General features: G+C 66.9%; 25 protein-coding genes, 1 tRNA gene and 2 rRNA genes. 1 reads left to right on the forward strand and 27 read right to left on the reverse strand.

What is annotated here, in order from left to right; genetic code table 11:
- Nucleotides 1–25 precede the first annotated feature (25 nt).
- Genes ACR4XW_RS11160 through ACR4XW_RS11185 form a run of 6 tightly spaced genes read right to left on the reverse strand, consistent with a single transcriptional unit; the run spans nucleotide 26 to nucleotide 4,210 of the window.
- Complete coding sequence (locus tag ACR4XW_RS11160) at nucleotides 26–964, reverse strand: diacylglycerol/lipid kinase family protein (RefSeq protein ID WP_434760633.1); 939 nt, start codon at nucleotides 962–964, stop codon at nucleotides 26–28.
- Nucleotides 957–1,748 (reverse strand): twin-arginine translocase subunit TatC, encoded by a 792-nt coding sequence (gene tatC, locus ACR4XW_RS11165; RefSeq protein ID WP_434760634.1) that lies wholly within the window; start codon nucleotides 1,746–1,748, stop codon nucleotides 957–959. The genes ACR4XW_RS11160 and tatC overlap by 8 nt, the downstream gene beginning before the upstream one ends.
- Nucleotides 1,749–1,762: 14 nt before the next feature.
- The gene (locus tag ACR4XW_RS11170; protein ID WP_434760635.1) at nucleotides 1,763–2,020 is read right to left on the reverse strand and encodes a twin-arginine translocase TatA/TatE family subunit; all 258 of its coding nucleotides are present in this window, start codon (nucleotides 2,018–2,020) and stop codon (nucleotides 1,763–1,765) included.
- Entirely contained in the window at nucleotides 2,020–2,238 is a 219-nt protein-coding gene (locus tag ACR4XW_RS11175; protein ID WP_434760636.1) for a hypothetical protein, read from the reverse strand. Before ACR4XW_RS11175 ends, ACR4XW_RS11170 begins: the two co-directional genes overlap by 1 nt.
- On the reverse strand, nucleotides 2,235–3,257 hold the full coding sequence (locus tag ACR4XW_RS11180) for a helix-turn-helix transcriptional regulator (RefSeq protein WP_434760637.1): 1,023 nt from the start codon (nucleotides 3,255–3,257) through the stop codon (nucleotides 2,235–2,237). Before ACR4XW_RS11180 ends, ACR4XW_RS11175 begins: the two co-directional genes overlap by 4 nt.
- Nucleotides 3,254–4,210 carry a helix-turn-helix transcriptional regulator gene (locus ACR4XW_RS11185; protein WP_434760638.1) on the reverse strand — a complete coding sequence of 319 codons (957 nt, stop codon included), beginning with the start codon at nucleotides 4,208–4,210 and terminating at the stop codon, nucleotides 3,254–3,256. Before ACR4XW_RS11185 ends, ACR4XW_RS11180 begins: the two co-directional genes overlap by 4 nt.
- 91 nt (nucleotides 4,211–4,301) lie before the next feature.
- Between ACR4XW_RS11185 and gluQRS the strand changes: the two genes are divergently transcribed.
- Nucleotides 4,302–5,273: a tRNA glutamyl-Q(34) synthetase GluQRS gene (gene gluQRS, locus ACR4XW_RS11190; protein ID WP_434760639.1), complete on the forward strand. Its 972-nt coding sequence runs from the start codon at nucleotides 4,302–4,304 to the stop codon at nucleotides 5,271–5,273.
- A gap of 28 nt (nucleotides 5,274–5,301) precedes the next feature.
- Here gluQRS and ACR4XW_RS11195 read toward each other — a convergent pair.
- From ACR4XW_RS11195 to ACR4XW_RS11295, 21 genes are all read right to left on the reverse strand, one after another.
- Nucleotides 5,302–5,375, reverse strand: a tRNA-Gly gene (locus ACR4XW_RS11195).
- A gap of 13 nt (nucleotides 5,376–5,388) precedes the next feature.
- Nucleotides 5,389–6,435: an FKBP-type peptidyl-prolyl cis-trans isomerase gene (locus ACR4XW_RS11200; RefSeq protein WP_434760640.1), complete on the reverse strand. Its 1,047-nt coding sequence runs from the start codon at nucleotides 6,433–6,435 to the stop codon at nucleotides 5,389–5,391.
- A 9-nt stretch (nucleotides 6,436–6,444) separates the two neighbouring features.
- Nucleotides 6,445–7,836, reverse strand: coding sequence for a Pup--protein ligase (gene pafA / locus ACR4XW_RS11205; RefSeq protein ID WP_434760641.1), 1,392 nt, complete (start codon nucleotides 7,834–7,836; stop codon nucleotides 6,445–6,447).
- Nucleotides 7,836–8,570 carry a pseudouridine synthase gene (locus ACR4XW_RS11210; RefSeq protein ID WP_434760642.1) on the reverse strand — a complete coding sequence of 245 codons (735 nt, stop codon included), beginning with the start codon at nucleotides 8,568–8,570 and terminating at the stop codon, nucleotides 7,836–7,838. The genes pafA and ACR4XW_RS11210 overlap by 1 nt, the downstream gene beginning before the upstream one ends.
- Nucleotides 8,570–9,217: an SMC-Scp complex subunit ScpB gene (gene scpB, locus ACR4XW_RS11215; RefSeq protein ID WP_434760643.1), complete on the reverse strand. Its 648-nt coding sequence runs from the start codon at nucleotides 9,215–9,217 to the stop codon at nucleotides 8,570–8,572. The genes ACR4XW_RS11210 and scpB overlap by 1 nt, the downstream gene beginning before the upstream one ends.
- Complete coding sequence (locus tag ACR4XW_RS11220) at nucleotides 9,210–10,010, reverse strand: segregation and condensation protein A (RefSeq protein ID WP_434760644.1); 801 nt, start codon at nucleotides 10,008–10,010, stop codon at nucleotides 9,210–9,212. Before ACR4XW_RS11220 ends, scpB begins: the two co-directional genes overlap by 8 nt.
- The gene (locus tag ACR4XW_RS11225) at nucleotides 10,007–10,330 is read right to left on the reverse strand and encodes a hypothetical protein (protein ID WP_434760645.1); all 324 of its coding nucleotides are present in this window, start codon (nucleotides 10,328–10,330) and stop codon (nucleotides 10,007–10,009) included. The genes ACR4XW_RS11220 and ACR4XW_RS11225 overlap by 4 nt, the downstream gene beginning before the upstream one ends.
- Nucleotides 10,315–11,214 (reverse strand): ParA family protein, encoded by a 900-nt coding sequence (locus ACR4XW_RS11230; protein ID WP_434760646.1) that lies wholly within the window; start codon nucleotides 11,212–11,214, stop codon nucleotides 10,315–10,317. Before ACR4XW_RS11230 ends, ACR4XW_RS11225 begins: the two co-directional genes overlap by 16 nt.
- A gap of 103 nt (nucleotides 11,215–11,317) precedes the next feature.
- Entirely contained in the window at nucleotides 11,318–12,268 is a 951-nt protein-coding gene (gene xerD / locus ACR4XW_RS11235) for a site-specific tyrosine recombinase XerD (RefSeq protein WP_434760647.1), read from the reverse strand.
- Nucleotides 12,265–12,939 carry an NUDIX domain-containing protein gene (locus tag ACR4XW_RS11240; RefSeq protein WP_434760648.1) on the reverse strand — a complete coding sequence of 225 codons (675 nt, stop codon included), beginning with the start codon at nucleotides 12,937–12,939 and terminating at the stop codon, nucleotides 12,265–12,267. Before ACR4XW_RS11240 ends, xerD begins: the two co-directional genes overlap by 4 nt.
- Nucleotides 12,932–14,620 carry a CTP synthase gene (gene pyrG, locus ACR4XW_RS11245; protein ID WP_434760649.1) on the reverse strand — a complete coding sequence of 563 codons (1,689 nt, stop codon included), beginning with the start codon at nucleotides 14,618–14,620 and terminating at the stop codon, nucleotides 12,932–12,934. The genes ACR4XW_RS11240 and pyrG overlap by 8 nt, the downstream gene beginning before the upstream one ends.
- An 11-nt stretch (nucleotides 14,621–14,631) precedes the next feature.
- Complete coding sequence (locus ACR4XW_RS11250; RefSeq protein WP_434760845.1) at nucleotides 14,632–15,741, reverse strand: glycosyltransferase family 4 protein; 1,110 nt, start codon at nucleotides 15,739–15,741, stop codon at nucleotides 14,632–14,634.
- Nucleotides 15,742–15,767: 26 nt separating this feature from the next.
- Nucleotides 15,768–17,510: a DNA repair protein RecN gene (recN, locus tag ACR4XW_RS11255; protein WP_434760650.1), complete on the reverse strand. Its 1,743-nt coding sequence runs from the start codon at nucleotides 17,508–17,510 to the stop codon at nucleotides 15,768–15,770.
- On the reverse strand, nucleotides 17,507–18,478 hold the full coding sequence (locus ACR4XW_RS11260) for an NAD kinase (RefSeq protein ID WP_434760651.1): 972 nt from the start codon (nucleotides 18,476–18,478) through the stop codon (nucleotides 17,507–17,509). The genes recN and ACR4XW_RS11260 overlap by 4 nt, the downstream gene beginning before the upstream one ends.
- Nucleotide 18,479: 1 nt before the next feature.
- The gene (locus tag ACR4XW_RS11265; RefSeq protein WP_434760652.1) at nucleotides 18,480–19,232 is read right to left on the reverse strand and encodes a TlyA family RNA methyltransferase; all 753 of its coding nucleotides are present in this window, start codon (nucleotides 19,230–19,232) and stop codon (nucleotides 18,480–18,482) included.
- Entirely contained in the window at nucleotides 19,229–19,489 is a 261-nt protein-coding gene (locus ACR4XW_RS11270; RefSeq protein ID WP_434760653.1) for a hypothetical protein, read from the reverse strand. The genes ACR4XW_RS11265 and ACR4XW_RS11270 overlap by 4 nt, the downstream gene beginning before the upstream one ends.
- Complete coding sequence (locus ACR4XW_RS11275) at nucleotides 19,486–20,469, reverse strand: HAD-IIA family hydrolase (RefSeq protein ID WP_434760654.1); 984 nt, start codon at nucleotides 20,467–20,469, stop codon at nucleotides 19,486–19,488. Before ACR4XW_RS11275 ends, ACR4XW_RS11270 begins: the two co-directional genes overlap by 4 nt.
- Nucleotides 20,466–21,236 (reverse strand): tetratricopeptide repeat protein, encoded by a 771-nt coding sequence (locus ACR4XW_RS11280; RefSeq protein WP_434760655.1) that lies wholly within the window; start codon nucleotides 21,234–21,236, stop codon nucleotides 20,466–20,468. Before ACR4XW_RS11280 ends, ACR4XW_RS11275 begins: the two co-directional genes overlap by 4 nt.
- Complete coding sequence (locus ACR4XW_RS11285) at nucleotides 21,203–22,120, reverse strand: hypothetical protein (RefSeq protein WP_434760656.1); 918 nt, start codon at nucleotides 22,118–22,120, stop codon at nucleotides 21,203–21,205. The genes ACR4XW_RS11280 and ACR4XW_RS11285 overlap by 34 nt, the downstream gene beginning before the upstream one ends.
- A gap of 505 nt (nucleotides 22,121–22,625) precedes the next feature.
- A 5S ribosomal RNA gene (rrf, locus tag ACR4XW_RS11290) occupies nucleotides 22,626–22,742 on the reverse strand.
- A 95-nt stretch (nucleotides 22,743–22,837) separates the two neighbouring features.
- Nucleotides 22,838–25,950: ribosomal RNA gene (locus ACR4XW_RS11295) — 23S ribosomal RNA — on the reverse strand.
- Between the last annotated feature and the right edge of the window lie 213 nt (nucleotides 25,951–26,163).

The following is a 26,163-nucleotide window of genomic DNA, read 5'->3' on the forward strand; positions in this document are numbered from 1 at the left end:
GCTTCGGCAGGTGTCAGATCATCCATCAGTTCGGGGCAAAAATCGTCAGGGCGTCGGGGGTGTTGGTCAGGGTGACCGGGACGGGGCCGAGTTCTTCGCCGTCGCCCATCGCGATCAGATCGTCGCCGTCGATCACGATCTCGCGGGCGCGCAACTGTTCCACGGCGGGGTCGGAGACGAACTTGCCGCTGAAGAGTTTCGCGAAGAGCCGGATCAGGGTCAGTCGGCTGACCGGGTGCACCAGGGTGATGTCGAGCCAGCCGTCGGCCGGGTTGGCCCGTGGGGCGATCATGATGCCGCCGCCGAAGTAGCGGGAGTTGGCCACCGAGATCACCATCGCGGGCAGGTGGGCGGTTTCTCCGTCGATGGTCACCCGGTAGCGCAGCGGTTCGAAGACCCGCAGTTCCCGGAAGACCGCCACCGCATAGCGGGCCGAGCCGCGCGGCCAGGAGGTTTGGTTGGCCCTTCGGTTCACCTTGGCGTCGTAGCCGGAGGCGACCACCGAGGCGACATAGCGTTCGCGGGTGCCGTCGACCAGGTGGCCGCTCACCTTGATCAGGTCGACCTTGCGGGTGTTGCCGCGCACGATCACGTCCAGGGCGGCCAGGGCGTCGTTGACCGGCAGGCCGAAGCCGCGGCAGATGTCGTTGCCGGTGCCGGCCGGAATCAGGCCGATCGGCACCCCGGTATTGGCGCAGGCCTGCACCCCGAGGTGCATCATCCCGTCGCCACCCATCACCAGTACCGCGTCGGCGCGTCGGTTCTCGGTGGCCGGACGGGCGGCCGCGGCGGCGGCGATGGTGAGCAGCCGGGCCTCGCGCACGCTGACCGCACGATGCACCCGCACGGTGGCGTCGGGGATCGCCTTCTCGATCGCGGCGGTCACCCGGGGCAGGAGCTTGTTGGCCTTACCCAGCCCGGCGTTGGGGTTGCACACCAGGGTGAGAACGGGTCCGTCAGACATCACTGGCCTCACTGCGTGCGCGTCGGTCATGGACATGGGCGATCATTTCGGCGATCAGGAACAGTAGCGCCATCGGCAGGGCCAAGGCCAACATCGACAGCGGGTCACCGCTGGGGGTGGCCACCGCGGCGAAGACGAAGCATCCGAAGACCACCAGGCTGCGCCACTTCGACAGGGCGGCGGCCGGGATGATGCCGACGAAGTTCAGCAGCACGACGAAGACCGGAATCACCATCGCGATGCCGAAGACCAGCATCAACCGCACCAGGAAGTCGAGGTAGAAGGGCAGGTCGACGATGCTGTTCACCCCGGCCGAGTCGGGGATGAACGACAGCATGAAGGTGATCGCGGTCGGCATCACCCAATAGCCGATGAAAACCCCGCCGATGAACAGCGGGGCGCAGATACCGACCACGGCCAGGGTCCACTTTTTCTCGTGTCGCAGCAGGCCGGGGGCGATGAAGGCCCAGATCTGGTAGATCCACCAGGGCGAGCTGGCAACCAGTCCGGCCACCAGACACAGCTTGATCGCCAACATCATCGGCGCCGGGATGCCGATGTTCACCAGCGAGGCGTCGAGTTCGGGATGGCTGGCGGCCAGGTTCTGCATCGCCTGGTTCACCGGACGCAGCAACAGCCGGTACAGCGGCTGGTAGAAGATCGCGGCCACCACGGTCATCACGCCGATGCCGATCAGCGACAACATCAGCCGCAACCGCAGCTCGCGGAAATGGTCGGCCAGCGACATGGTGCCCTCGGGCGAGCGCCGACCCGCCGTTCGCATCCGGGCCACGATGCTTAACCGTCGCGGTTGCGCCCGACGTCATCGCCGGCCCCATCGGCCGGACGGTCGGGCTCGATCTCGGTCTTGGGCTCGGTTGTGGGATCGGTGTCGGTCGAGGGATCGGAACCGATCCCCTTGGTTTCTTCCTTGAACTCCCGGATCGCCCGTCCGGCACCGCGTCCGAGACCGGCCAGCTTCGCGCCACCGAAAATCAACAGCGCCAGGGCCAACAGGATCAGCAACTCGGTGGTGCCGATGAACATGGGGACCATTACGTACCTACCTTCTCCCCCGCCGAGGATTCGGTGTCACCGATCTCCGGCATGGGTGCCAGTTGTTCCAACAGGGCACCCAACTCGTCCGCCCGAGTGCCGAGCATCTCGATTTCCGACCACAGGTCCGATGCCTTGTGGTACAGCCAGATGGCGTAGCTGATCGTCATGATCAGCCCGGCCACGGCAATACCTGCGAAGATCAGCACCCACATCACGGTTCGACCCTACCCGATCGGTCCGTGACCTCGTGGTGCATCGCCATCGCCAGACGGGCCCGCTCCCCGGCCTCGGCGATCCGATCCTCCCAGCCCCGGGCGTCCAGAACCCGGGCCGCGGGCCCCAGCCGCAGCAGCAACCGGACCAACCATTCGGGGTCGGTGATCAACATCGTGACGATCTGCTCGTTGCCCCGATGCTCCCTGCCCACCCGGGCGGATTCCTCGGCGGTGGCCGGTCGCACCGCCTCCACCGGGTAGTGCTCGGTGGCCCACAGGGCGTCAACGGCCAACCACAATTCCACCTGTTCGGCGTCCTCGGCGCGCGACAGCCAGTCGCCGCTCGGTGGGCTGCCGTGATCCTCGGCCCGGATCGAGGTGGACACCGCATCGACGATCCGGTCGAGTCGGAACGACCGCCAGTCCTGTCGATCGATGTCGAAGGCCTCCAGGTAGGCGAATCCGTTGCGCACCGCGATCGAATGCGGATCGACCATCCGCCGTTGTGGCTCGATCAGATGGTCGGGCTGGTAGTGCATATTCACCCGCCACCGCTCGGCCAGCGCATCGTCCAGGTTCGCCCGGACCCGATCGGCGGCCGATCGCACATCGATCACCACCTGGTCGGCCAACTCGCTGCGCGGGCCCAGCGCCGCCCGCACCTTGTTCAGCGCCCCATCGATCACCGCCACCTCATCGGGGCCGGCCACCGGCCGCAGCGATTGCAATCCGACCACCAGGGTCAGCGCCTCGGTGGGTGACAACACCAGCGGGGTGCTCAGGAAATCGGCATTGCTGATGTGGATCACGCCCTCGTGCTCCACCTGGTCCATGTTGATGTCGATCAGGTCGTCGGGCATGTTCGAGACCCCACAGAACCACAGCACCTGCAGGTCGCGCAGCAGTTGTTGTCGGGTGATTCCGAACTCGCGAGCCACATCGCTCACCCGCGCCCCGGGATGGCGCAACAGATAGGGCACCAGGGCCAACAGGCGGGGTACTTGCTGCAGGCTGCTCATCGGGCCACCCCCGCGAGTCGTTCCAGTACCCGCTCGCGCAGGTCGGCGGGATCGAGCACCACCACATTGCCGGCGGCCGCGGCCAGTTCCCCGATCAGGCCGGGTTCGTAGGAGTAGGGCACCTCCACCAGTGTCCAGTCCGGTGGCACCCCCTCGGGACGCGGATGGTCGGTGGGCCGGCCGCGACGGTGCAGGCTCGCCTCGGTGTCGGGTCGCAGCGCCACCACGGCGGTACGGGTCGGTTGTCGGGCCAACTCGGCCCAGATCGCGGTCAGGTCGAGGTCGTCGGGCAGGGTGAAGCGCCGTACCGGACGTTTGATCTTCGGGGTGCCCAGCACCCGGTCGAGTTTGAAGGTGCGGCGCTCATCGCGATCCAGATCACGGCCGATGATGTACCAGGAGCCCTTGACCTGGTTCAGGCCCCAGGGTTCCAGGGTGCGCTCGGCCACCTCGCCCCTGGAGTTTCGGTAGTCGAAACGCACCTGGGTGCGGTTGTTCAGCGCGTCGACGAACGGGTTGAAGACGTCCTCCGGCACGGTGACCATCGGATCCAGGTGCAGCTCGGCCGAACCCGTTTCGGCGTCCAACGACAGTTTGCGCACCGCGGTGGCGGTGGAACCGGCCAGGGTGTTCTGGTCCCAGGCCCGGGAGGCCAGGGCCACGACGGCGGCTTCCTCCGCGGTCAGCGCCACCGGGGGCAGTTCGAATTCCGAGCGCAGAATGCGGTAGCCGATCTCGTCGCCGGCCCATTCGGCGTTCTGGCCGGTGCTGATCTCCATCCCGTAGCGCCGCACGTCGTCCTTGTCGCGTTCGAAGGTGCGTTCGAAGGCACCGTCGCTCAACCCGGCATAGCCCTCGACCCGTTCCCGGATCTGGTGCTTGGTCAGAAATCCGCGTGCCTCCAGCAGCACGATCGTCAGGTTCATCTGTCGTTCGGTTTTGCGTGCCGCCATGCCACCTCCCGATCCTTCCCGCAGAGGTTACCGCTCCACCTCACATCGGGAACCACGATCCCGCCGTGGACGATTACGATCGGGCTTCGAGATGACCTCACCGACCAACAGCACCACCGCCGGGGCCGGACGCTATGCGCCGAGCCCGACCTCACCGCTGCATCTGGGCAATCTGCGCACCGCCCTGGTGGCATGGTTGCTGGCCCGCAGCACCGGACGGGCCTTCCGCCTGCGGATCGAGGACCTGGATCAACAGCGGGTGGCCGGGGCGCCCGCGGTGGCCGCCCAACAGGTCGAGGATCTGGCCGCCATCGGCCTGGACTTCGACCCGCCGACGGTGGTGCAGACCGAACGGTTGGCGGTCTACGAGCAGGCCCTGGAACGGCTGGATGTCTTCGAGTGTTTCTGCACCCGCAAGGACATCGCCCTGGCCAGCACCGCCCCCCATGCGGCCGATGGTTTGCGCCCCTACCCCGGCACCTGCCGCAATCTGGACGAGGCCGAACGGCGGCGGCGTCGCAGGGAACGTCCCCCGGCGCTGCGGGTGCGGGCCGAGGGTGCCCGGTTCACGATCACCGATCGGTGGCACGGTCGGGTCGGTGCGGTGGTGGACGATTTCGTGGTGCGGCGCAGTGACGGCGCCTTCGGCTATCACCTGGCGGTGGTGGTGGACGACCTGGCGATGGGCATCGACCAGGTGTGTCGCGGCGACGACCTGTTGTCCTCGGCACCGCGGCATGGCTGGTTGGCCGACCGGTTGGGTGGCCCGGTGCCGGAGTTCGCCCACGTCCCGCTGGTGGTCAACGACGAGGGCAAGCGGCTGGCCAAGCGCGACGGCGCGATCACCCTGGCCGAGGTGGCCGAACGGGGTTGGACACCCGGACGGGTGCGGTCACTGCTGGCAGCTTCGCTCGGGCTGGCCGAACCCGGGCCGGACGGGCCGGATGGGGTGCATCCCGGCGAACAGGTCGGCACCGATGAGTTGTTGCGCCGGTTCGACCCGGCGGTGATGCCGGATCAGCCGTGGGTACTACCCCGGTTGGCCGTGATCGACCCTGCTTGAGAGTCTTCGGGGCACATCGGGGCAAAGTTGGAGCGGGCGCGAGGATTCGAACCCCGATCTCCACACCGGAAGTGCGGCGTCTGACCACCAGACCCCACCCGCAGAAACTCCTACTTTACTCGGCAGGAGTGCTCATCAAAATGTCGACCACGAACACCAGCGTGTCGCCACCCTCGACCTTCGGGTCGTCGTAGCCGGAGTCGCCGTAAGCCAGGTTGGGCGGAACCACGAGCAACACCCGGCTACCCACGGTCTGGCCCGGGAGGCCCTCGACCCAACCCTTGATCAGTCGCGACACCTCGCCCGAAGCCGGCTTGCGGCCGTACGACTGGTCGATCACCTCGCCGGTTTTCCAGGACACCATCTGGTAGTCGGCCACGATCGTGTCGGTGGGAGCCACCTCGGCACCCTTGCCCTTGATCAGCGGCTGCACGACCAGGTCGGTCGGCGGTTCGCTCTTGGGGATGGTCACCTTCGGGGCATTGAGTTCCCCGCTCACGGTGGGCAGTCCGGCCTTGGGTTGCACCTGGTCACCCTCGGGGCCGGCCAACTGGGTGCCGACGATGTCGACCACGAAGACCAGGGTGTCGCCCACCTGGATCGTCGGCGGGTTGCCACCCATCGAGTCGTACCCGTCCTTGCCGGTCATCGCGATCAGTACCCGGCTGCCGACCTGTTTACCGGCCAGCCCCTTGGCGAAGCCCGGGACGACCTGATCCAGCGGGAAAGGAGTGGGTTCCTCGCCGCGCGACCAGCTCGAGTCGAATTCCTCACCGCTGCGTCCGTTGACGCCGGTGTAGTGCACCAGCACCTGCCCGCCCTCGGGAACCTTGGAACCCTTGCCCTGGACGAGCACCTTCGCCTGGGTCTGGTCGACCTTCATCGGCGCCGGAACCGTGACCTGCACCTTCTGGTTCAACTCACCCGAGACCTTGATCGCGTCCAGGTTCTGCAGCGTGGTCGGTTCGGGCTGCGGCGTGGGTTCCGGCGTCGGAGTGGGCGTCGGCTGCTCCGTCGGGGCAGGGGTCCCGTCGGTGGGGCCGGCCACACTCGGTTCGGTCGTCTCCGAGGTCTCGGGATCGTCGCCGGAGCAAGCTGCCAGGGTCGCGGTGAGCGTGAGGGCCACCAGGGCCGCGCCCACGCGTCGGGAGATGTACTGCACGCGCGTAGCCTACCCGACCTGCCCGGAGGCACCGATTCCTTCGATCAGTCGATCGACCCGCTCGTCGGTCGCGGCGAAGGGGTCCTTGCACATCACGGTACGGGCGCCGGCTCCTTCGGTGACGCGCAGATTCGTCCAGTCGACGGCGTAGGCCACCCCGGCCTCCCGGGCCGCCGCGATGAACCGTCCACGCAGCGCGGCCCGGGTGGTCTGCGGGGCCAGGGTCCTCGCCTCGGTGACCTCCTCGGGGGTGGTCCAGCGGGCGGCCGCCCCGGCGGTCTCCAGCAGCCGATGCAGCCCCCGGTCGGGGGCGATGTCGTGGTAGGCCAGCGAGATCTGGGCCAGGCGCGGATCATCCAGGGCGAGTCCGTCCCGGTCGGCATAGCGCTGCAGCAGCCGTTGCTTGATCACCCAGTCGAGTTCGGTGTCGACCAGGGAGAGGTTGTCGGATTCGATCGCGGTCAGGCCACGTTGCCACAACTCCATTACCCGGCCCAGCCAGGGGTCGGTCGGGTGTGGATCCTCCTCGGCGATCTGTTGGGCCGCGGTGAGGTATTCGGCCTGCAGTTCCAGGGCGGTGATCGTGCGGCCACTGGCCAGGCGCACCGGGGTGCGTCCGGTCGGGTCGGCGCTGATCCGGCGCATCGCCCGCACCGGGTGTTCCAGGCGCAGGTCGCGCATCGCCCGGCCGGATTCGATCACCCGCAGCACGTACTCGCAGGAGCCGAGCTTCAGGGCGGTGGTGGGTTCGGCCATCGTGGAGTCCCCGACGATGACGTGCAGCCGGCGGTACCGTTCCGGGTCGGCGTGGGGTTCATCGCGGGTGTTGATCATCGGACGCGACCGGGTGGTGGCCGAGGACACCGCCTCCCACATGTGATCGGCGCGCTGGCTGAGCTGATAAACGCTGCGGCCGCGGTCATCGGGGGCCAGCAGCCCGGCCCCGCACAGCAGGGTGCGCGAGACCAGGAAGGGCACCAGCAGGTCGGCGTAGCGGGAGAAGTCGCCGGTGCGCCGCACCAGGTAGTTCTCGTGGCAGCCGTAGGAGTGTCCGTAGGAATCCACGTTGTTCTTGAACAGGTGGATCCGGCTGGTGATCTGTTCGGCGGCCAACTGTTGTTCCGCCCCGAGGGCCAGGTCGTGCAGGATCAGTTCCCCGGCCCGGTCATGGACCACCACCTGGGGCACCGAATCGCATTCGCCGGTGGCGTATTCGGGGTGCGAGCCGACGTCCAGGTAGACCCGGGAGCCGTTCTCCAGGAAGACATTGCTGGTGCGTCCCCAGGCCACGACGCTGCGGAAGAGGTAGCGGGCGATCTGTTCGGGGCTGAGTTTGTTGTCCAATCCGAGCACGCCGAACTCGGTCTCCAGACCGTAGATCCGACGCCCCAGGAACCCCATCACAGCCCGATGAGGTCCAGTACCGCGCCCAGTTCCTCCCGGGTCAGGTCGCGGGATTCGCCGCTGGGCAGTCGGCCCAGGCGAACCGGGCCGATCCGGGTGCGGGCCAGTTCGCGCACCGGGTGGGCGATCGCATCGAACATCCGTCGCACGATCCGGTTGCGGCCCTCGTGCAGCACCACCTCGACCATTGACCGGTCGCCGTGGGCGTTCTTGAGGGTGACCCGGTCGGGACGCACCGGGCCGTCCTCGAGGGTGACGCCTTTCTGCAGTCGGCGGATCTCCGAGGGGCTGACCCGGCCCTCGACCACCGCCAGGTAGGTCTTCGGTACCTCGTAGGACGGGTGGGCGAGCCGGTGGGCGAACTCCCCGTGGTTGGTGAGAATGATCAGGCCCTCGGTGTCGGTGTCCAGGCGTCCGACGTGGAAGAGGCGTTCCCGGCGGTCCTCCAGGTAGTCGGCCAGGGTCGGACGCCCCTCGGGGTCGGACAGGGTGGACACCACCCCACGGGGCTTGTTGAGCACCAGGTAGGCATGCCGGCGCGGCGGCGGGATGCGGGAACCGTCGACCCGGATCTCGTCGGTGTCGGGGTCGACCCGCAGGCCCTGTTCCAGCACCAGGCGGCCGTTCACCTCAACCCGGCCCTCGGCGATCATCTCCTCGGCGGCGCGGCGGGAGGCGATTCCGGCGGCGGCGAGCACTTTCTGCAGCCGCACTCCTTCGGCCTGCTCCATCACATCTCCTGTCGTGATTCCGGCTCGGCGGCCGGCGAGAGTTCGGGCTGCGGCGACCCGTCGGTTGCCGGGGCTTCGCCGCCGTCGGTGTCCAGGTCGGCCAGTTGGCTCAGTTCGGCCTCGAGGTCGGCCACCTCGGGCAGGTGCGGGGCCAGCGGGGGTAGTTCGTCCAGCGAGCCGAGACCCATCCGCTCCAGGAACAGGGGGGTGGTGACCAGTTGGCCGGCACCGGTGTCCTCGTCGCGGCCCGAATCGTCGACCAGGCCGCGGCTGATCAGGGTGCGCACCACCCCGTCCACGTTCACCCCGCGCACCGCGGCGATGCGGCTGCGTGAGACCGGCTGCAGGTAGGCGATCACCGACAGGGTTTCCAGGGCGGGCTTGGACAGCTTGGCGTGTTGGCCCTCCAGCAGGTGCCGGCCGATCGCCTCGGCATATTCGGGACGGGTCCAGTAGCGCCACCCCCCGCCCACATTGCGCAGTGCGAAACCCCGGCCGGTGCTGTCGTAGAACTCCTGCAGTTCGGCCAGTACGGTGCGCACCTCGTCCACCGGGCGCTCGCAGGCTTCGGCGAGCTCGAGCTCCGAGACCGGCTCGGTGGCCATCAACAGCAACGCTTCGATCAGCGGTGCCACCTCGTCACTCATCTGCGGTCCCGTTCTCCTCACGCACGTATTCGTCGTTGATCTCGACCTCACCAGCTTCCGTGCCGGTCCAGCGAATGGTCAACTCTGCCAGTGGGCTGACCTGTTCGAAGGCAACCGCGCCCTCGCGGAACAACTCCAGCAGGGCCAGGAAGCGGGCCACCACGACCGGCACGTCGACATCGGACCCCAGGGAGCGGAAGGACAGGCTGCGCACCACGCGCAACCGGTTGACGATCACCTGGGCCTCGTCGCGCACGCTCACCGCGGGGGCGTGCAGGTGTTCCAGCGACACCACCGGCAGGGCCTTGGGGGTCATCGCCGCAGCAGCCAGTTGGGCCAGCTCCTCGGGTTCGAGGTCGAGCTCGACTTCGGGCAGCAGCGCGGCGAAGTGCGGTTCCAGCCCGCCGGGGCGCGGGTGCCAGGACTGCTGGGTGTCCAGCACATCGGCGATCCAGGCCGCCACCTGTTGGAAGGCGCGGTACTGCAGCAGACGGGCGAACAGCAGGTCGCGGGCCTCCAGCAGGGCGAGGTCCTCGTCGTCCTCGACCTCACCGGCCGGCAGCAGTCGGGCGGCCTTGAGGTCGAGCAGGGTGGCTGCCACCAGCAGGAACTGGCTGGTCTGTTCCAGGGGCCACACCTTGCCGCCGGCTCGGGCATAGGCGATGAACTCGTCGGTCACCTGCGAGAGGGCGACCTCGGTGACATCGAGTCGGCGCCGCGAGATCAGCTGCAGCAGTAGATCGAAGGGGCCCTCGAAATTGTCCAGGCGTACAACGAACGCCGGGGCGCTCACCGTTGCAGCCGTTGGACGATCTCGGAGTCGTCGGCTCGCTCGTCGAGGTCCTCCAGAGCCATGGCCACGGCTTCGCGTACGATCCGGCCACGGTCCACTGCCAAGCCGTGTCCGCGCAGGGTGAGCCGCGCGGTCTCCAGGGCGAGCAGCTCGTCCTTACTGATGTAAACCGTGATCTTCTCGTCATGCCTCACCCGGCCGCTTCCGCGGCGAACCCGGCGCTCGGCCGCGGTCTCGGGCGGGGCGCCCGATTCGGTGGCTGTTTCGTCGGTGGCATGCAGCAATTTGTTCTCTCCCGGCAGCGCTACTCGTCTTGGCATCGGGACAACACCTCTCTGGCAAGTACGCGATATGCCCCGGCACCCGGCGAGGCGGAGGCATAGGTGGTGATCGGTTCGCCCGCCACCGTGGTCTCGGGGAATTTCACGGTTCGGCGGATCACGGTGTGGAAGACCTTGTCGCCGAAAGCTTCGACGACCCGCTCCATCACCTCACGACCGTGCAGGGTGCGGCCGTCGAACATGGTGCCAACCACGCCGAGAATCTTCAGTTCGGGGTTGATCCGGCGTTGCACCATGTCGATCGTGCGCTGCAGCAGCGCCACCCCGCGCAACGCGAAGTATTCGCATTCGAGCGGGATCAGTACCCGGTCGGCTGCGGTCATCGCGTTGATCGTGAGCAGCCCCAAGGACGGGGCACAGTCGATCAGGATGAAGTGGTAGCGATTCCGCAAGGGAGTCAGCACCCGGCTGAGTGCTTGTTCGCGAGCCACTTCCGATACCAATTGCAGTTCGGCCGCGGACAGGTCGATGTTCGAACCGATCAGGTCCATCCCGTCGACCCCGGTGGGCAAGATGACCTCGTCCACCGACGCGTCGTCCATCAACGCGTTGTAGATGCTGAGTTCCATCGAGTGCGGATCCACACCCAGGCCCACCGACAGCGAGCCCTGCGGGTCGAAATCGACCAGCAGGACGCGGTAGCCGGCTTCGGCCAGGGATGCGCCCAGATTGATGGTGGTGGTCGTCTTACCGACCCCACCCTTCTGGTTGCACATGGCGATGATCTGCGCCCGTGACGGCGGTGCCGATGGAGGGTGCATTTCGGGAATGGTCGGCCAGGGTCGACCGGTGGGACCCAACTCGGGGCCTTCAGCGGTCGGTTCCTCGAACAGGGCGGGCCCCGAGTTCGTGGTGTTGGTCACCTGGTCACTCCCTTCATCGCCTCGCGGCGAACATATCGACACACCCTAGCGGGTGAGGTGCGTCTCCGACACAAACGGTAAACGAAATATCGATAAGAGGTTATTAAGTGTCACGTCGTGCCCTCGGATGGGCCGTCGCGTACACCTCACGCAAATGATCGATGGTGACCAGCGTATAGATCTGGGTGGTCGTTACCGAAGCGTGACCCAGGAGTTCCTGGACCACGCGCACATCGGCACCGCCGTCGATCAGGTGGGTGGCATAGGAGTGGCGCAGGGTGTGCGGCGACACCCGGTCGTCCATCCCGGCGGCTTTGGCGGCCCGCTGCAGCACCGCCCAGGCGCTTTGTCGGCTCAGCCGCCCGCCCCGGGCATTCAGCAGCAGTGCCGGGTCGAACCTCGCCGCGCGTTCGGCCAAGCCCGGACGTCCGCGCACCAGCCAGGCGTCCACCGCCTCGCGGGCGTAGCGGCCCAGTGGAACGACCCGTTCCTTGTCGCCCTTACCGCGCAGGCGCAGGCCGACCTCCGGGCTGGGGTCGGTCAGCACCCGGGTGAGGTCGTCGACATCGAGGTCGACGATCTCGCTGATCCGGGCCCCGGTGCCGTAGAGCAGTTCGAGCAGGGCGGCGTCACGCAAGCCGGTGATGGTGCTGGTGTCGGGGGTGGCCAGCAGCTCACCGACCTCGGCGATGCTCAGTGCCTTGGGCAGTCGTTGGCGCTGTTGCGGGGGGCGGACGTCGGCGGCCGGGTCGGCCGGACAGGTGCCCTCCTCGAGGGCGAAGCGGTGCAGGCCGCGGACGGCCACCACCGCCCGGGCGATACTGCTGTCGGCCAGGCCGAGGTCGGCGGCGTAGCCGGCGAAACCGGCGACATGCTCGGCGGTGATCGCAGCCGGTTCGGTGATGCCCTGCCGGGTCAGGTGGTCCAGGTAGCGGGTGAGGTCACGCCGGTAGGCCTCGGTGGTGTTGCCACTGAGTCCGCGTTCGACGGCCAGATGATCCAGGAAGGTCTGCACCCATCCGGTCAGCCGGGCCGAGGGCTCGCCGGGGTTCAACCGGCCGCGTCCACCTTGCGCTTCTGGCCACGGGCCGGCCAGGGGGCCTCGGGGGCGCGCAGGGAGTCCTCCCCCGCCCCGGCCCGGACGGTGGCCAGGGCCAGGATTCCGGACACCAACAACGGGGATTGCAGCCGGCCACCGAGCACCCCGGCCACCACCTCGTCGAACGGTGCCCGTACCACGTCCATGTGGGCCTCTTCGTGTTCCACCACGAATCCTTCGGGACGCGGGGCGTCGCTGAGGTCGCGGGCCAGGAACACCCGTGCCGATTCCTGTACCCCACCGGGGGTGGTGAACAGGTCGACCAGTACCCGCCAGTCGGCGGCGGCCATCTGGGCCTCCTCGGCCAGTTCCCGTTGGGCGGCGGCCAGAGGTTGTTCGTCATCGATGTCGAGCAGGCCGGCGGGAGGTTCGATCAGCCGATAGCCGGCCGGGTGCCGGTATTGGCGCACCAGGATCACGTGATCGTCGGCATCGACCGCGATGATGCCCACCGCGCCGGGGTGTTGCACGAACTCGCGCACCAGTTCTTCGCCGTCGGGGGTGCGGATGGTGTCGGATTGCATCGAGAACACGCGGTTGCGCATGATCTCGGTGCGCGACACGAGCTCCCACTGTTCGGGGCTGTCGATCAGTTCGTCACCGCTCAGCCGCGGAACCTCACGCATCATCGTCCTCGGTGAGGTCGGCCATCTCCAGGCCCGGCAGCCGCCGGCCCTTCTGCCGCACCAGGGCTGCCTCGATCAGGCCGCGGAAGAGCGGATGGGGCCGGGTGGGCCGGGACTTGTACTCGGGGTGGGCCTGGGTGGCGATGAAGAAGGGGTGGGTTTCGCGGGGAAGTTCGACGAACTCCACCAACGACCCGTCCGGGGAGGTGCCCGAGATCACCAGGCCGGCCTCGATGAGCCGGTCACGGTAGGCGTTGTTCACCTCGTAGCGGTGCCGGTGCCGTTCGGTGACCTGATTCTGACCGTACAACCAGGCCACCTGGGAGTCACGATCGAGCACCGCCGGGTAGGAGCCGAGGCGCATCGAACCGCCCAGGTCGCCCTGGCCCTCGACGATGTCGACCTGTTCGGCCATCGTGGCCACCACCGGGTCGGCGGCATCGGGGTCGAACTCACTGGAGTTGGCCTCCGGCAGCCCGGCCAGATTGCGGGCGACCTCGATCACCATCATCTGCAGGCCCAGGCACAGGCCGAGCAGCGGCACCTTGTTCTCGCGGGCATAGCGCAGGGCCCCGATCTTGCCCTCGACACCCCGGATGCCGAAGCCACCCGGAATGCAGATCCCGTCCACATCGCCGAGCAGCCGGGCCGCACCTTCGGGGGTGTCGCAGTCATCGGACTGCACCCAGCGCACGTTGACCTTCGTCCAGTTCGCGAAACCACCGGCGCGCAATGCCTCGCCCACCGAGAGGTAGGCATCGGGCAGGTCGATGTATTTGCCGACCAGGGCGATGGTGACCTCGTCCTTGGGGTGGTACACCCGCTCCAGCAGGTCGTGCCAGGACTTCCAGTCGACATCACGGAAGGGCAGGTTGAGCCGGCGGATGACGTAGACGTCGAGGCCTTCGGCGTACAGCACCTTGGGAATGTGGTAGATGCTCGGGGCGTCCGCGCAACCCACCACGGCCTCTTCGTCGACGTCGCAGGCGTTGGCGATCTTGCGCTTGACCGACTCGGGGATCTCGCGGTCCGACCGGCAGACCAGGGCGTCGGGCTGGATACCGACCTGGCGCAGGGCGGCCACCGAGTGCTGGGTCGGCTTGGTCTTCATCTCACCGCTGGGCCCGATGTAGGGCACCAGGGAGACGTGCAGGAAGAAGCACCGGTCGCGGCCGATGTCGCGGCGGACCTGACGCGCGGCCTCCAGGAAGGGCAGCGATTCGATGTCACCGACGGTGCCGCCGATCTCGTGGATCACCACGTCGATGTCGTCGCTGACCATGGACATCATTTCGTCCTTGATCTGGTTGGTGATGTGCGGAATCACCTGCACCGTGTCGCCCAAGTAGTCGCCGCGGCGTTCCTTGGCGATCACGGCCGAGTAGACCTTGCCGGTGGTCACGTTGGCCGCCGCATTCAGGTCGACATCGAGGAAGCGCTCGTAGTGGCCGATGTCCAGGTCGGTTTCGGCGCCGTCCTCGGTGACGAACACCTCGCCGTGTTGGAACGGGTTCATCGTGCCGGGGTCGACGTTGAGGTACGGGTCAAGCTTCTGCATCGTGACCCGCAGTCCGCGGGCCACCAGCAGGCTGCCCAGGCTGGAGGCGGTCAGTCCCTTACCGAGGGAGGAAACCACGCCTCCGGTAACGAAGATGTGCTTGGTTTTCGGTGCAGTCCCCACGGATCTCCAACCTAGCGTCTGGGGCCAGGTTCTGTCGCATCCCGGCCGGGGGTTTCGAGTTCGGGTTTCTCGTCGGTTCGCTCGCTCGAGGCGCGCTGGTCGATCACCCGGCGGTAAACGCCGAGCAGTTGGTCGGCCACATCGTCCTCGGTGGGCCAGGTGGCGGCTTGGGCGCGTCCGGCGGCGGCGAGTTCGGCGCCGCGTTCGGGGTCGTCCAGCAGCCCGGCGAGAGCGAAGGCAGCCGAGGCCGGGGCGTCGGGGTCGATCAGCACCGCCCCGTCACCGACCAGGTCGGGGATGCCGCCGACCCGGGTGGCGACCAGCGGCACCCCGGCCTGGAGCGCCATCTGGGCCAGGATCGGACGGGCCTCCCAGCGGGAGGTGATCAGCACCACGTCGGCGGCGGCCAGCAGATCGGCGACCTTGCCGCGGGTGCCGGGCAGGGCGACCGGCAGGGCCGGTTCGACGATCCGGCGCAGCAGCCGGGTGCGTTCGGGCCCACCGCCGAGGATCACGAACCGCAGGTCGCGCCGGTCGGCCAGTTCGGTGGCCATGTCGACCACCAGGTCGAAGTTCTTGCCCCGGGTGAGCCGGCCCACCGAGACGATGAGTTTCTCGTTCTCGGCCAGCGCCATATCGGCGCGGACTTCTTCGCGGGTGCGGCTCGGACGTGCCGGTGGGGGTGCTCCGATCGGGCCGAACTCGGCCTCGGCCCCCAGCGCGCGGGCCTCGGCCACCACGTCCTGGCTGGCGCCGAGCACCAGGTCGGCGGCCTTGGCCGCGCCGGTTTGGCCCAGCCGGACGGCCGGACCGGCCTCGGGAGCCGAGGCCGACTGGTGCCAGCTCGAGATCAACGGCACCCGGCCGAGGGTGGCGGTGACGGCCTGCAGGGTGGCCTGGTAGCCGTGGGCGTGCACCACATCGGCATGGCGCAGGTTGTGCATCTCCATCAGGGTGCGCACCCGCACCCCGGGAAGGTCTGCGTATTGGTGCCCGCGAGCGGTTGCGGGCAGGCAGTACAGCTCCACCTCGTGCCCCTCGGCGGCGAACCGTTTCGCCATCCGACCGACGTGGCGGCCCAGTGCGCCGGGCCCGGAGGTGAGTACCAGGGCGATCCTCATCGAGTTCACTGCCGTCCCCCTCCAGATCAGTTCTGCATCAGTGTAGTGACCGGGTCCGACACGGTTGCTTGTGCCAGCAGTTCGGCGGCGTGGGCCCGGGCCGCGTCGGAGTCGGCACCGCCGAGCATCCTGGCCAGTTCGGCCAGCCGGTCGTCACCGGTGACCTCGGCGACATCGCTGACGGTGACCTGCCCGTCATCGGTCTTGGCCACGCAATAGTGTCGCCCGGCGAAGGCCGCCACCTGGGCCAGGTGGGTCACCACGATCACCTGGGCGTGTTCGGCCAGCCGGGCGAGGCGGCGCCCCACCTCGCTGGCGACCCGTCCACCGATACCGGCGTCGACCTCGTCGAAGACCATCGTGGTGGGGCCGGTGCCGGTTTCGGCGACCAACCGGTCGGCCAGGGAAACTTCCAGAGCGAGTCGGATCCGGGAGAGTTCGCCACCGGAGGCGACCGCGCCCAGCGGGCCGGGTCGTTGTCCGGGGTTGGCCCGGAACATGATCTCCACCTGATCGGCCCCGGTCGGCCCCAACGCTGCGACATCGTCGCCGGTGCTGGTGAGCTCGAAACTCAAGGTGGCATTCGGCATCGCCAGGGCGGCCAGTTCGGTGTCGACCGCGGCAGCGAGTTCGTCGGCGGCGGTGCGGCGCAGGGCGGTCAGCCGGGCGGCTGTGGCGAGCAGTTCGGTGTCCAGGGCCTCGATCCGGTGGTCCAGGGCGGCGATCCGGTCGTCGGTGCCGTCGAGTTCGGCGATCCGTTCGGCGGCCGAAGCGGCCCAGGCGAGCACTTCGTCGATGCTCTCGCCGTACTTGCGGGTCAGGCCGGACAGCTCCGCGAGCCGGCCGGTGACCCATTCCAGCCGGTTCGGGTCGGCCTCCAGACCGGCCAGGAAGCTCGACAGGTCGGCGCCGAGGTCGGCGAGTTGATAACCGAGGTCGGCGACCCGACGAGCCAGGTCGGCTGCTTCGGGGTCGGTGTCGGCCCGGTCCAGCGCAGTGCGGGCGGTGTCCAGCAGGCCCACCGCGTAGGGCTGATCGGTCGGGTCGTCGGGGTCGGAGTTGATCGCCACCAGGGCGGTGTGGGCCGCCATCCGCAGGTCGTCGACCGATTGCAGCCGGTTGGCCTCGACCCGGAGTTGCTCGTCCTCGCCGGGTTGTGGGTCGACGGCGGCGATCTCGTCGGCTCCGAAGCGCAGCAGGTCGAGCTCGCGGGCTCGTTCCCGGCTCGCGGCGTGAAGTTCGTCGCGTTCGGTGACCGCAGCGCGGCGGTCCTGCCAGGCGCGGTGATAGGTGTCGCGTTCGGCGGCCAGTTCGGCACCGCCGAAACGGTCGAGTACCTCGCGTTGCCGGTCGGAGCGGGCCAGGCGCACCTGCTCGGTTTGGCCGTGGATCACCAGCATCTCGGCGACAAGGTCGCCGGCCACCGCCATTGGTACCGCGACTCCCCCGAGGTGGGCACGGGAGCGTCCGGCGGCGGTCACCTGGCGCACCACCAGCAGTTCGTCCTCGTCGAGTTCGCCGCCGGCGTCGGTGACCCGTTCGACGGCCTCCGCACCGACCTGACTGAACCGTCCGGTGACCTGCAGTCGTTCGGTGCCGTTGCGCACCTGGCCGGCCGAGCCCTTGCCGCCGAGCAGCAGACCCAAGCCGGTGACCACCATGGTTTTACCGGCGCCGGTCTCCCCCGTCACCACGGTCAGCCCGGGACCGGGCTCGATGGTGGCGTCGGCGATCACGCCGAGATTGCGGATTCGCAGTTCGCCGATCACTGCGCGTCCCCGTCCGGCTGGGCCAGCCGCTTCTCACCCACCCCGCGCAAGCCCTCGACCTGCAAGCCGAACTTGCGCACCAAGCGGTCGGTGAACGACGAGTGGCCCAGTCGGGCCAGCAGCAGCCGGTGTTGTCCGGCGGTGGCGCGCACCGTCTGCCCGCCCCACACCGGGCTGGAGCGCCTCCCGTCGCACCAGATGATGCCCTCGGTCTTCGGCACGGTCGGCAACAACTCGACCTCCAGCGTGGTTTTGGGTGGAAAGACCATCGGGCGGTTGAACAGGGCGTGGGCACTCAGCGGCACCATCAGCATGGCTTCCACCCCGGGCCACACCACGGGGCCGCCGGCGGAGAAGCTGTAGGCGGTGGATCCGGTCGGGGTGGCCACCAGCACCCCGTCGCAGGCCCATCGCGACAGCGACCGGTCGTTGACCTTGACCACGACCTCGATCATCCGTTCCCGGGCGCCCTTCTCGACCGACACCTCGTTGACCGCGAAGGTCGACCAGACCACCTGTCCGTCCTCGTCGAGAATCTCCACGTCGACGGTGAGACGTTCCTCGACCCGGTATTCGCGGGCCACCACGTGTTTGACCGTTTCGTCGATCTCGGTGGCTTCGGCCTCGGCCAGGAAGCCGACGTGGCCGAGGTTGACCCCCAGGAGCGGGATGTCGGCCAGCAGCGCCCATTCGGCGCCGCGCAGGATCGTGCCGTCGCCGCCGAAGATGACCACCAGTTCACAACTGGCTCCGTTGTGTTCGTCGGCGAGTTGCTCCACCGGGGCGCCACCCAGGTCGCCCATGATCTCCAAGTCCTTGGCGGGCAGGACACAGATGATGTTGTGGTCGGCCATCCCGGCGATGAATTGCTTCGCGGCACTGATGGCTTGTTCGCGGTGGCTGTGCGTGAGCACGGCGACACGGCGCCGGACGACAGGAACTGGGGACGGGCTTGTCACGGGGTCCACCCTACGACGTCTCGGGCTGGTCGGTGTCTTTGCTTTCTCGGCGCAGCCGGACGAAGTACTCCACATTGCCGGCCGGGCCGGGGACGCGGCTCGGTACCCGGCCGTGCTCGAACCAGCCGAGCTCGGCGGCGGCTGCACAGACTGTGTCGACCGCTGCTTCGCGGGCTTCGGGGTCGGTGACCACGCCGTGTTTGCCGAGCTTGGCGCGGCCCACCTCGAACTGGGGTTTGACCATCAGCAGTGCGGTGCCCCGGTCGTCGAGGACCCCGAACAGGGGTTCCAGCAGCAGGGTGAGCGAGATGAAGGAGACATCGGCCACCACCCAATCGACCGGCCGGTGATCGAGGTGGGCCGGTTGCAGATCGCGCAGATTCAGCCCTTCGTGCACGATCACGCCCGGATCGTGACGTACCGGGTCGGCGAGTTGGCCGTGGCCGACGTCGACGGCGTAGACCGGTGCGCAGCCCAGGTGGCGCAGTACCTGGGTGAACCCACCGGTGGACACCCCGGCGTCGAGGGCCCGGCCGGCCGGATGCAGCTCGAGGTCGGCCAGGGCGCCGAGGAGTTTGTGGGCGGCCCGCGACACCCAGGGGTCGGGTTCGCTGAGGTGGAGCTCGTCCTCGCCGGTGACCGGCTGGGCGGGTTTGTCGGCCGTGCGGCCGTTGACCCGGACGCGTCCGGCGGCGATCAGGCGGGCGGCCTGGGTGCGGGAGCGGGCCAAACCGGCCTCGACCAGGGCCAGATCGAGTCTCACCGGGGCGGTAGTTCGTCGGGGTCGGCGTCCAGGACGCTCTGCAGGACGTCCAGGGCGCGGGTGATTGCTTCGGGGTCACCGGATTCGGCAACGTGGGCCAGAGCCGCATCGATGGCCTCGTGGCCGGTCTGCGGAGGGCTGTCGGTGCCGGTGCCACCCTCGGTGACGTGCTCCTCGGTGACATGGCCCTCGGGTGCACGGTTCTCGGGAGCACGGTTCTCGGGAGCAGGGCTCTCGGGTACATGGCTCTCGGTCATCGGTCTGCCCCCCAGCCGTTCCGGTCCACCGCGATCCCGGCATCGGCCGCGGCCCAGCAGGCGTTGGCTGCTGCCCAGGCCGCGTCGGCCGCCCGCGCCGGGGTGTCCTCGGGTCCGACGACGCGCAGCGTGCCCTCCAGCACCCGGGCCTCGGCGGCGCGGCAGCGGAATCCGCCCTCGATCGGTTCGGCGACCCGGGCCGGCTCGAACATCTCCGGCAGGTCGACCAGCAGCATCGTCGGCCGGGCTCCCGGGTGGGCGGCCAGCAGATCGCGCACCCCGTGCGCCCCGGTGAGCACCATCGCCGAGGCCAGACCCACCGCGTGGGCGCCCTCGATATCGGTGTCCAGCCGATCGCCCACGAACAGGGCATTGCTCGCCCCCGTGCGGCGGACCGCCTCGTCGATCAGGGGTCGGTGGGGCTTACCGGCCACCAGGGGGTCGACATCGACCGCCGTGCGCACCGCGGCCACCGCGGCTCCGTTACCGGGCACGATGCCGCGCTCGGTGGGCCGGGTCGAGTCGGTATTGGTGGCCACCCACACCGCACCGTGCTGGATCGCCACGCAGGCCTCCTCCAGCAGGGGCCAATACAAGTTCGGGTGGTATCCCTGAATCACCGCGGCCGGCATCTCGGTCAGGTCGTGCACCGGTTCCAGGCCCACCAGGGCGACCTGCTCGGCCAGGGCCTCGGTGCCGATGATCAGCACCTTCGATCCGGCCGGAACCTGCTCGGCGAGCAGCCGGGCCCCGGCCTGGGAGGAAGTCACCACGTCGGTTTCGGTCGCCGCCACACCCAGGGCGGTGAGGTGTTCGGCCACCTCGCGCGGCGACCGGGCGGCGTTGTTGGTGACGAAGCCGATCGCGATCTTGCGATCCCGCAATCCCCGGACGCCCTCGGCGGCACCGGCTACCGGTTGGGGTCCCAGGTAGATGACACCGTCGAGATCGAACAGCACCGCGTCGAAGGCCTCGATCATGGCTGCTCCCCCGGGTCGTCCTCGGCCTCCTCGCCGTCGTGGCCCACGATGTCCTCGAACTCGTCACCCTCGTCCAACTGGTCACCGTCCTCCAACCGGGCAGCGTCGTCCAACTGCTCGGCATCGTCCAACTGCTCGGCGTCGTCGAAGTCCTCAGCGTCGTCGAAGTCCTCAGCGTCGTCGAACTCGACCAACAGTCCGTCCAGTTCGTCGCGACGGTCGGCGGCGTCGGTCTGATGCTCGGCGTCCCAATCGGCCGCCCGGTCGAACCAGGTGCGCGCCTGGGCCTCCCTACCGCGGCTCAACAAGGCTTCGGCGAAGGCATACGCCAATCGCGCCTGGGCCAGTGAGGACGCGCCGGGAATGCCGTTGCGCAGGGCATCGCGCAGTAGCCGGTGGGATTCCGGTACCTGCCCGAGATCCCCGCGGGCGCCGGCCTCGACCAGCAACAGTTCCACCCGGGTATCGCCCGGCAGTTCCAAGCCCCGAGCCTCGCGAATCACGCTGAGAGCCTCCTGCGGCCGGCCCAGGGCACGTTCACAGTCGGCAATCACCGGTAGGTAGATCTGCTCGCCGGTCATCCGGCGCAGCGCCCGGTATTCCTGCAGGGCGTGGGCGTATTCGCCGGCGGCATAGGCGGTTTCGGCCGAGGCCTCCCGCACCACCGGCAGCCGGGCGCCGCGTCGCCGGGCGGCCTCGGCGTGCCGGAAGGCCAGCTCCGGATCGATGTCGATCAGCTGGCCGGCAGCGACCAAATGGGCCCCCACGGTTTCGGCGGCCTCCGGCGACAACCCGCGCAGTTCCGCACGCACCGCACGCGGCAACAGTTTCGGATCGACCTCGGGTACCGCCGGCTCATCGGGGTGCCGTTCCAGTCCGGGCGGAATCTGCCGTTCCTCGTCGCGGCGATCATCCCGGCGGTCGAACCGACCGCCGCGGTCATCGCGTCGCTCGAACTTTCCGCCTCGGTCGTCCCGCCCCGGGTAACGGCCACCGCCACGATTGTCCCGGCGGGCGCCCGGGCCACGGTCATCGAAGCCACGCTTCTCGAAACCACGGCTCTCGAAGCCACGGTCGCCCGGGCCACGTCGAACTCCGGGTCGGCCACGCTGAGGTCGACCACGCTCGGGACCACCCCGACGGGCGTCATCGCGACCACGCTCATCGGGACCACGCCCATCGCGACCAGCTCGCCCCGAATCGTCCCGACTCCACGGTCGACGGTCATCGCGGCTGTCCCGGTCGGAGAACCGGCGTGGGGCTCGGTCGTCGTAGCGACCGCGGCCACCCCGATCCTCGCGGCGACGATCGTCGCGCCACCGGTCATCCCGACCTCGATTGTCGCGGCCTCGCTCGTCGCGGCCTCGGTCGTCGCGACGCGGTCTGTCCGAACGCGACCGATCCGAACCCCGCCCGGAGTTCCATCGTCCCTCGGATCCGCGTGCTCCGTCGCCCCGGGGACCACGACCGGCCGGCCGGTCACCACGCCCGCGGGGGTCTCGCCCATCGGAGCGCTCGGTTCTGTTCCACCGACCGCGGCGCTCTTCCTCACCGGCTCCGCCACGACCGCGGTCGAAGCCACGGTCGTCACGATCGCTGCGGTAACCCCGCGAGTCGTCGCGATCTCGCCGAGTACCTTCTCGGCGGTCACGGCCCGTTCCTCGCCCACTCTCGCGATTCCAACTGCTGGAGCCACGGCCGCCACGGGAGGAGTCGGCACCCGGTTCGGCGGTACGTCGTGACGGGGAACGTCCGGTCCAGCCGCGTCGGTCGGAGTCCCGACCCGATTCCCGTCGACCCTCGTCCCGGGACGGTTCCCCGGACCGTTGCCATCTCGACCGAGGCGGCCCGCCACCGCGCCGGTTGTCGCGTGGGCCCCTACCGGGCCCGGGGCGCCGGCCGCGATCGCGTGGCGCCTGGTCATCGTGGGATTCGTTCACCCCCCGATTCTTCTAGGTCGGGCGACACAATGCCAATCGTCGGCAGGACTACGCGTCATCGTGTGACATCTTGTGCACCCCTCGGGCACAAAGTCACACGATCCCGGTGCGCCCCGGAGAGCCAGGCGCGCCCGAACCCGGGCGTGCGAAAACAAAAGGGCACGCAAAAACACCTCAGCGGTGGTTCCGAAGAACCACCGCTGAGGTGTTTTGTATGTCCGGCGACGGCCTAGTCTCCCACGCAGTCCCCCACGCAGTACCATCGGCGCTGAGAGGCTTAACTTCCGGGTTCGGAATGGAGCCGGGTGTTTCCCTCTCGCCATGGTCACCGAAACTCTATTGAGATATCGGACCTTCGAGTCACCTTGCGGTGACGAGGTTCCCGACCATATCTCGGGAACCACACAGTGGACGCGTAGCATCTTTGTAGGAACAAGCCCTCGGCCTATTAGTATCGGTCAGCTCCATGCATTGCTGCACTTCCACATCCGACCTATCAACCCAGTGTTCTGCTGGGGGCCTTACCAGATTAATCTGTGGGAGCCCTCATCTTGAAGTGTGCTTCCCGCTTAGATGCTTTCAGCGGTTATCACTTCCGAACGTAGCTAACCAGCCGTGCCCTTGGCAGGACAACTGGCACACCAGAGGTTCGTCCGTCCCGGTCCTCTCGTACTAAGGACAGCTCTTCTCAAGACTCCTACGCGCGCAGCGGATAGGGACCGAACTGTCTCACGACGTTCTGAACCCAGCTCGCGTGCCGCTTTAATGGGCGAACAGCCCAACCCTTGGGACCGACTCCAGCCCCAGGATGCGACGAGCCGACATCGAGGTGCCAAACCATGCCGTCGCTATGGACGCTCGGGCAAGATCAGCCTGTTATCCCCGGGGTACCTTTTATCCGTTGAGTGACGGCGCTTCCACATGCCACCGTCAGATCACTAGTCCCGACTTTCGTCCCTGCTCGAGATGTCTCTCTCACAGTCAAGCTCCCTTGTGCACTTACACTCGAAACCTGATTGCCAACCAGGCTGAGGGAACCTTTGGGCGCCTCCGTTACCTTTTGGGAGGCGACCGCCCCAGTCAAACTACCCATCAGGCACTGTCCCTGATCCGGATAACGGACCTAGGTTAGATAATTAGAACAACCAGAGTGGTATTTCAACGTTGACTCCACAACCACTGGCGTGGCCGCTTCAAAGTCTCCCACCTATCCTACACAAGCTGTCCCAATCACCAATACCAAACTATAGTAAAGGTCCCGGGGTCTTTCCGTCCTGCTGCGCGTAACGAGCATCTTTACTCGTAGTGCAATTTCGCCGAGTTCATGGTTGAGACAGCGCCCGAGTCGTTACTCCATTCGTGCAGGTCGGAACTTACCCGACAAGGAATTTCGCTACCTTAGGATGGTTATAGTTACCACCGCCGTTTACTGGGGCTTAAGTTCAGTGCTTCACCGAAGTTAACACTTCCCCTTAACCTTCCAGCACCGGGCAGGAGTCAGTCCGTATACATCGTCTTGCGACTTGGCACGGACCTGTGTTTTTGGTAAACAGTCGCTTGGGCCTGGTCTCTGCGGCCTTCAGTGCTTAGAAAGTAAATCTCATCACACATCCGGCCCCCCTTATTCCGAAGTTACGGGGGTATTTTGCCGAGTTCCTTAACCATGATTATCTCGATCGCCTTGGTATTCTCTACCTATCCACCTGAGTTGGTTTGGGGTACGGGCGGCTCATGTTCTCGCTCACGAAGATTTTCTAGGCAGCATAGGATCACCCACTCGTTGGCACGAATGCCAACCAGCCGTCATGTCTCAGGTACCGAGGATGCGGATTTGCCTACATCCAACCCTACACACTTAGCCCGGGATCAGCTTGCGCTTACCATCGCCCGGGTTGGGCTACCTTCCTGCGTCCCTCCGCAGCTTGCCTAATACGAACTTGGGTCGCAGAGTCGGTTCTTTTCAGTCCGAAGACATCCGGAACCTTCCGTGCTTAGCATTATTCGCCTCGGCAGGATCGAACATACGCCGGTACGGGAATATCAACCCGTTGTCCATCGACTACGCCTGTCGGCCTCGCCTTAGGTCCCGACTTACCCAGGGCAGATTAGCTTGACCCTGGAACCCTTGGATATTCGGCGGACGGGTTTCTCACCCGTCTTTCGCTACTCATGCCTGCATTCTCACTCGTGTGCTCTCCACGGCTGGGTCACCCCGCCGCTTCTTCGCGCACACGACGCTCCCCTACCCATCCATGCGCCTGGGTACTAGGTACCGGGCTAATGCATGAATGCCACAGCTTCGGCGGATTGCTTGAGCCCCGCTAAATTGTCGGCGCGGAATCACTTGACCAGTGAGCTATTACGCACTCTTTCAAGGGTGGCTGCTTCCAAGCCAACCTCCTGGTTGTCTGCGCAACTCCACATCCTTTTCCACTTAGCAATCGCTTAGGGGCCTTAGCTGGTGATCTGGGCTGTTTCCCTCTCGACTATGAAGCTTATCCCCCACAGTCTCACTGCCACGCTCTAACTTTCCGGCATTCGGAGTTTGGTTGATTTCGGTAAGCTTGTGGGCCCCCTAGACCATCCAGTGCTCTACCTCCGGAAAGAAACGCGTGACGCTGCACCTATATGCATTTCGGGGAGAACCAGCTATCACGAAGTTTGATTGGCCTTTCACCCCTATCCACAGCTCATCCCCCCAGTTTTCAACCTAGGTGGGTTCGGTCCTCCACGACGTCTTACCGTCGCTTCAACCTGGCCATGGATAGATCACTTCGCTTCGGGTCTAGAGCATGCGACTCAACGCCCTGTTCGGACTTGCTTTCGCTACGGCTTCCCCACACGGGTTAACCTCGCCACATACCACTAACTCGCAGGCTCATTCTTCAAAAGGCACGCCGTCACCCCGAAGGGCTCCGACGGATTGTAGGCAATCGGTTTCAGGTACTATTTCACTCCCCTCCCGGGGTACTTTTCACCTTTCCCTCACGGTACTTGTCCGCTATCGGTCACCAAGGAGTATTTAGGCTTAGCGGGTGGTCCCGCCGGATTCACACGGAATTTCAGGGGTTCCGTGTTACTTGGGGTGACGCTCAGGAGTGATCACGTTACGTCTACAGGAGTATTACCTTCTGTGCTTCATCTTCCCAGTATGATTCGACTTTCGAGATCGTTTATGACTCCTTGATCAGTTACCAGCCTGATCGGAACGGCCCCTCAACACCACAAGTGCAACGCCTGGTAGCTATCACACACCTGTGGTTTGGCCTCTTCCGCGTTCGCTCGCCACTACTTACGGAATCACGGTTGTTTTCTTTTCCTGTGGGTACTGAGATGTTTCACTTCCCCACGTTCCCTCCAACTGCCCTATGTGTTCAGGCAGAGGTCGCCGGACATTTAATTCCGGTGTTTCGAGGTTTCCCTATTCGGAGATCCCCGGATCGGCTTGTTTACCAGCTCCCCGGGGCTTATCGCAGGTTACAACGTCCTTCATCGGCTCTTGGTGCCTAGGCATCCACCGATTGCCCTTAGTAGCTTGTTGTTACTACAAAGATGCTCGCGTCCACTGTGTAGTTCTCAAAATACGGGCGGTAACCAGCCTCGAGATTCCTCTCGAGGTTGTGGTCCGCAGAAGGTTCGTTGCAATCGCAACCGACCCTTCAGGACCCAACAGTGTGCTCGGGCCCCGGTGCCGGCATTCGAGGTTCCACTCCCCTGGCGAACCAGAGGTTGTACTGACGAATGTCTTCATCGG

This window comes from Pseudenemella bisphenolivorans (genome assembly GCF_051133435.1).
Classification (GTDB): domain Bacteria; phylum Actinomycetota; class Actinomycetes; order Propionibacteriales; family Propionibacteriaceae; genus JAAYAO01.

Bases quoted from the DNA above. Each gene is read 5' to 3' on its own strand.
- ACR4XW_RS11160 (WP_434760633.1), bottom strand. From the start codon at position 964: ATGTCTGACGGACCCGTTCTCACCCTGGTGTGCAACCCCAACGCCGGG.
- tatC (WP_434760634.1), bottom strand. From the start codon at position 1,748: ATGCGAACGGCGGGTCGGCGCTCGCCCGAGGGCACCATGTCGCTGGCC.
- ACR4XW_RS11170 (WP_434760635.1), bottom strand. From the start codon at position 2,020: ATGGTCCCCATGTTCATCGGCACCACCGAGTTGCTGATCCTGTTGGCC.
- ACR4XW_RS11180 (WP_434760637.1), bottom strand. From the start codon at position 3,257: ATGAGCAGCCTGCAGCAAGTACCCCGCCTGTTGGCCCTGGTGCCCTAT.
- ACR4XW_RS11185 (WP_434760638.1), bottom strand. From the start codon at position 4,210: ATGGCGGCACGCAAAACCGAACGACAGATGAACCTGACGATCGTGCTG.
- gluQRS (WP_434760639.1), top strand. From the start codon at position 4,302: ATGACCTCACCGACCAACAGCACCACCGCCGGGGCCGGACGCTATGCG.
- pafA (WP_434760641.1), bottom strand. From the start codon at position 7,836: ATGGGGTTCCTGGGGCGTCGGATCTACGGTCTGGAGACCGAGTTCGGC.
- ACR4XW_RS11210 (WP_434760642.1), bottom strand. From the start codon at position 8,570: ATGGAGCAGGCCGAAGGAGTGCGGCTGCAGAAAGTGCTCGCCGCCGCC.
- scpB (WP_434760643.1), bottom strand. From the start codon at position 9,217: ATGAGTGACGAGGTGGCACCGCTGATCGAAGCGTTGCTGTTGATGGCC.
- ACR4XW_RS11225 (WP_434760645.1), bottom strand. From the start codon at position 10,330: ATGCCAAGACGAGTAGCGCTGCCGGGAGAGAACAAATTGCTGCATGCC.
- ACR4XW_RS11240 (WP_434760648.1), bottom strand. From the start codon at position 12,939: ATGCGTGAGGTTCCGCGGCTGAGCGGTGACGAACTGATCGACAGCCCC.
- ACR4XW_RS11250 (WP_434760845.1), bottom strand. From the start codon at position 15,741: ATGAGGATCGCCCTGGTACTCACCTCCGGGCCCGGCGCACTGGGCCGC.
- ACR4XW_RS11270 (WP_434760653.1), bottom strand. From the start codon at position 19,489: ATGACCGAGAGCCATGTACCCGAGAGCCCTGCTCCCGAGAACCGTGCT.
- ACR4XW_RS11275 (WP_434760654.1), bottom strand. From the start codon at position 20,469: ATGATCGAGGCCTTCGACGCGGTGCTGTTCGATCTCGACGGTGTCATC.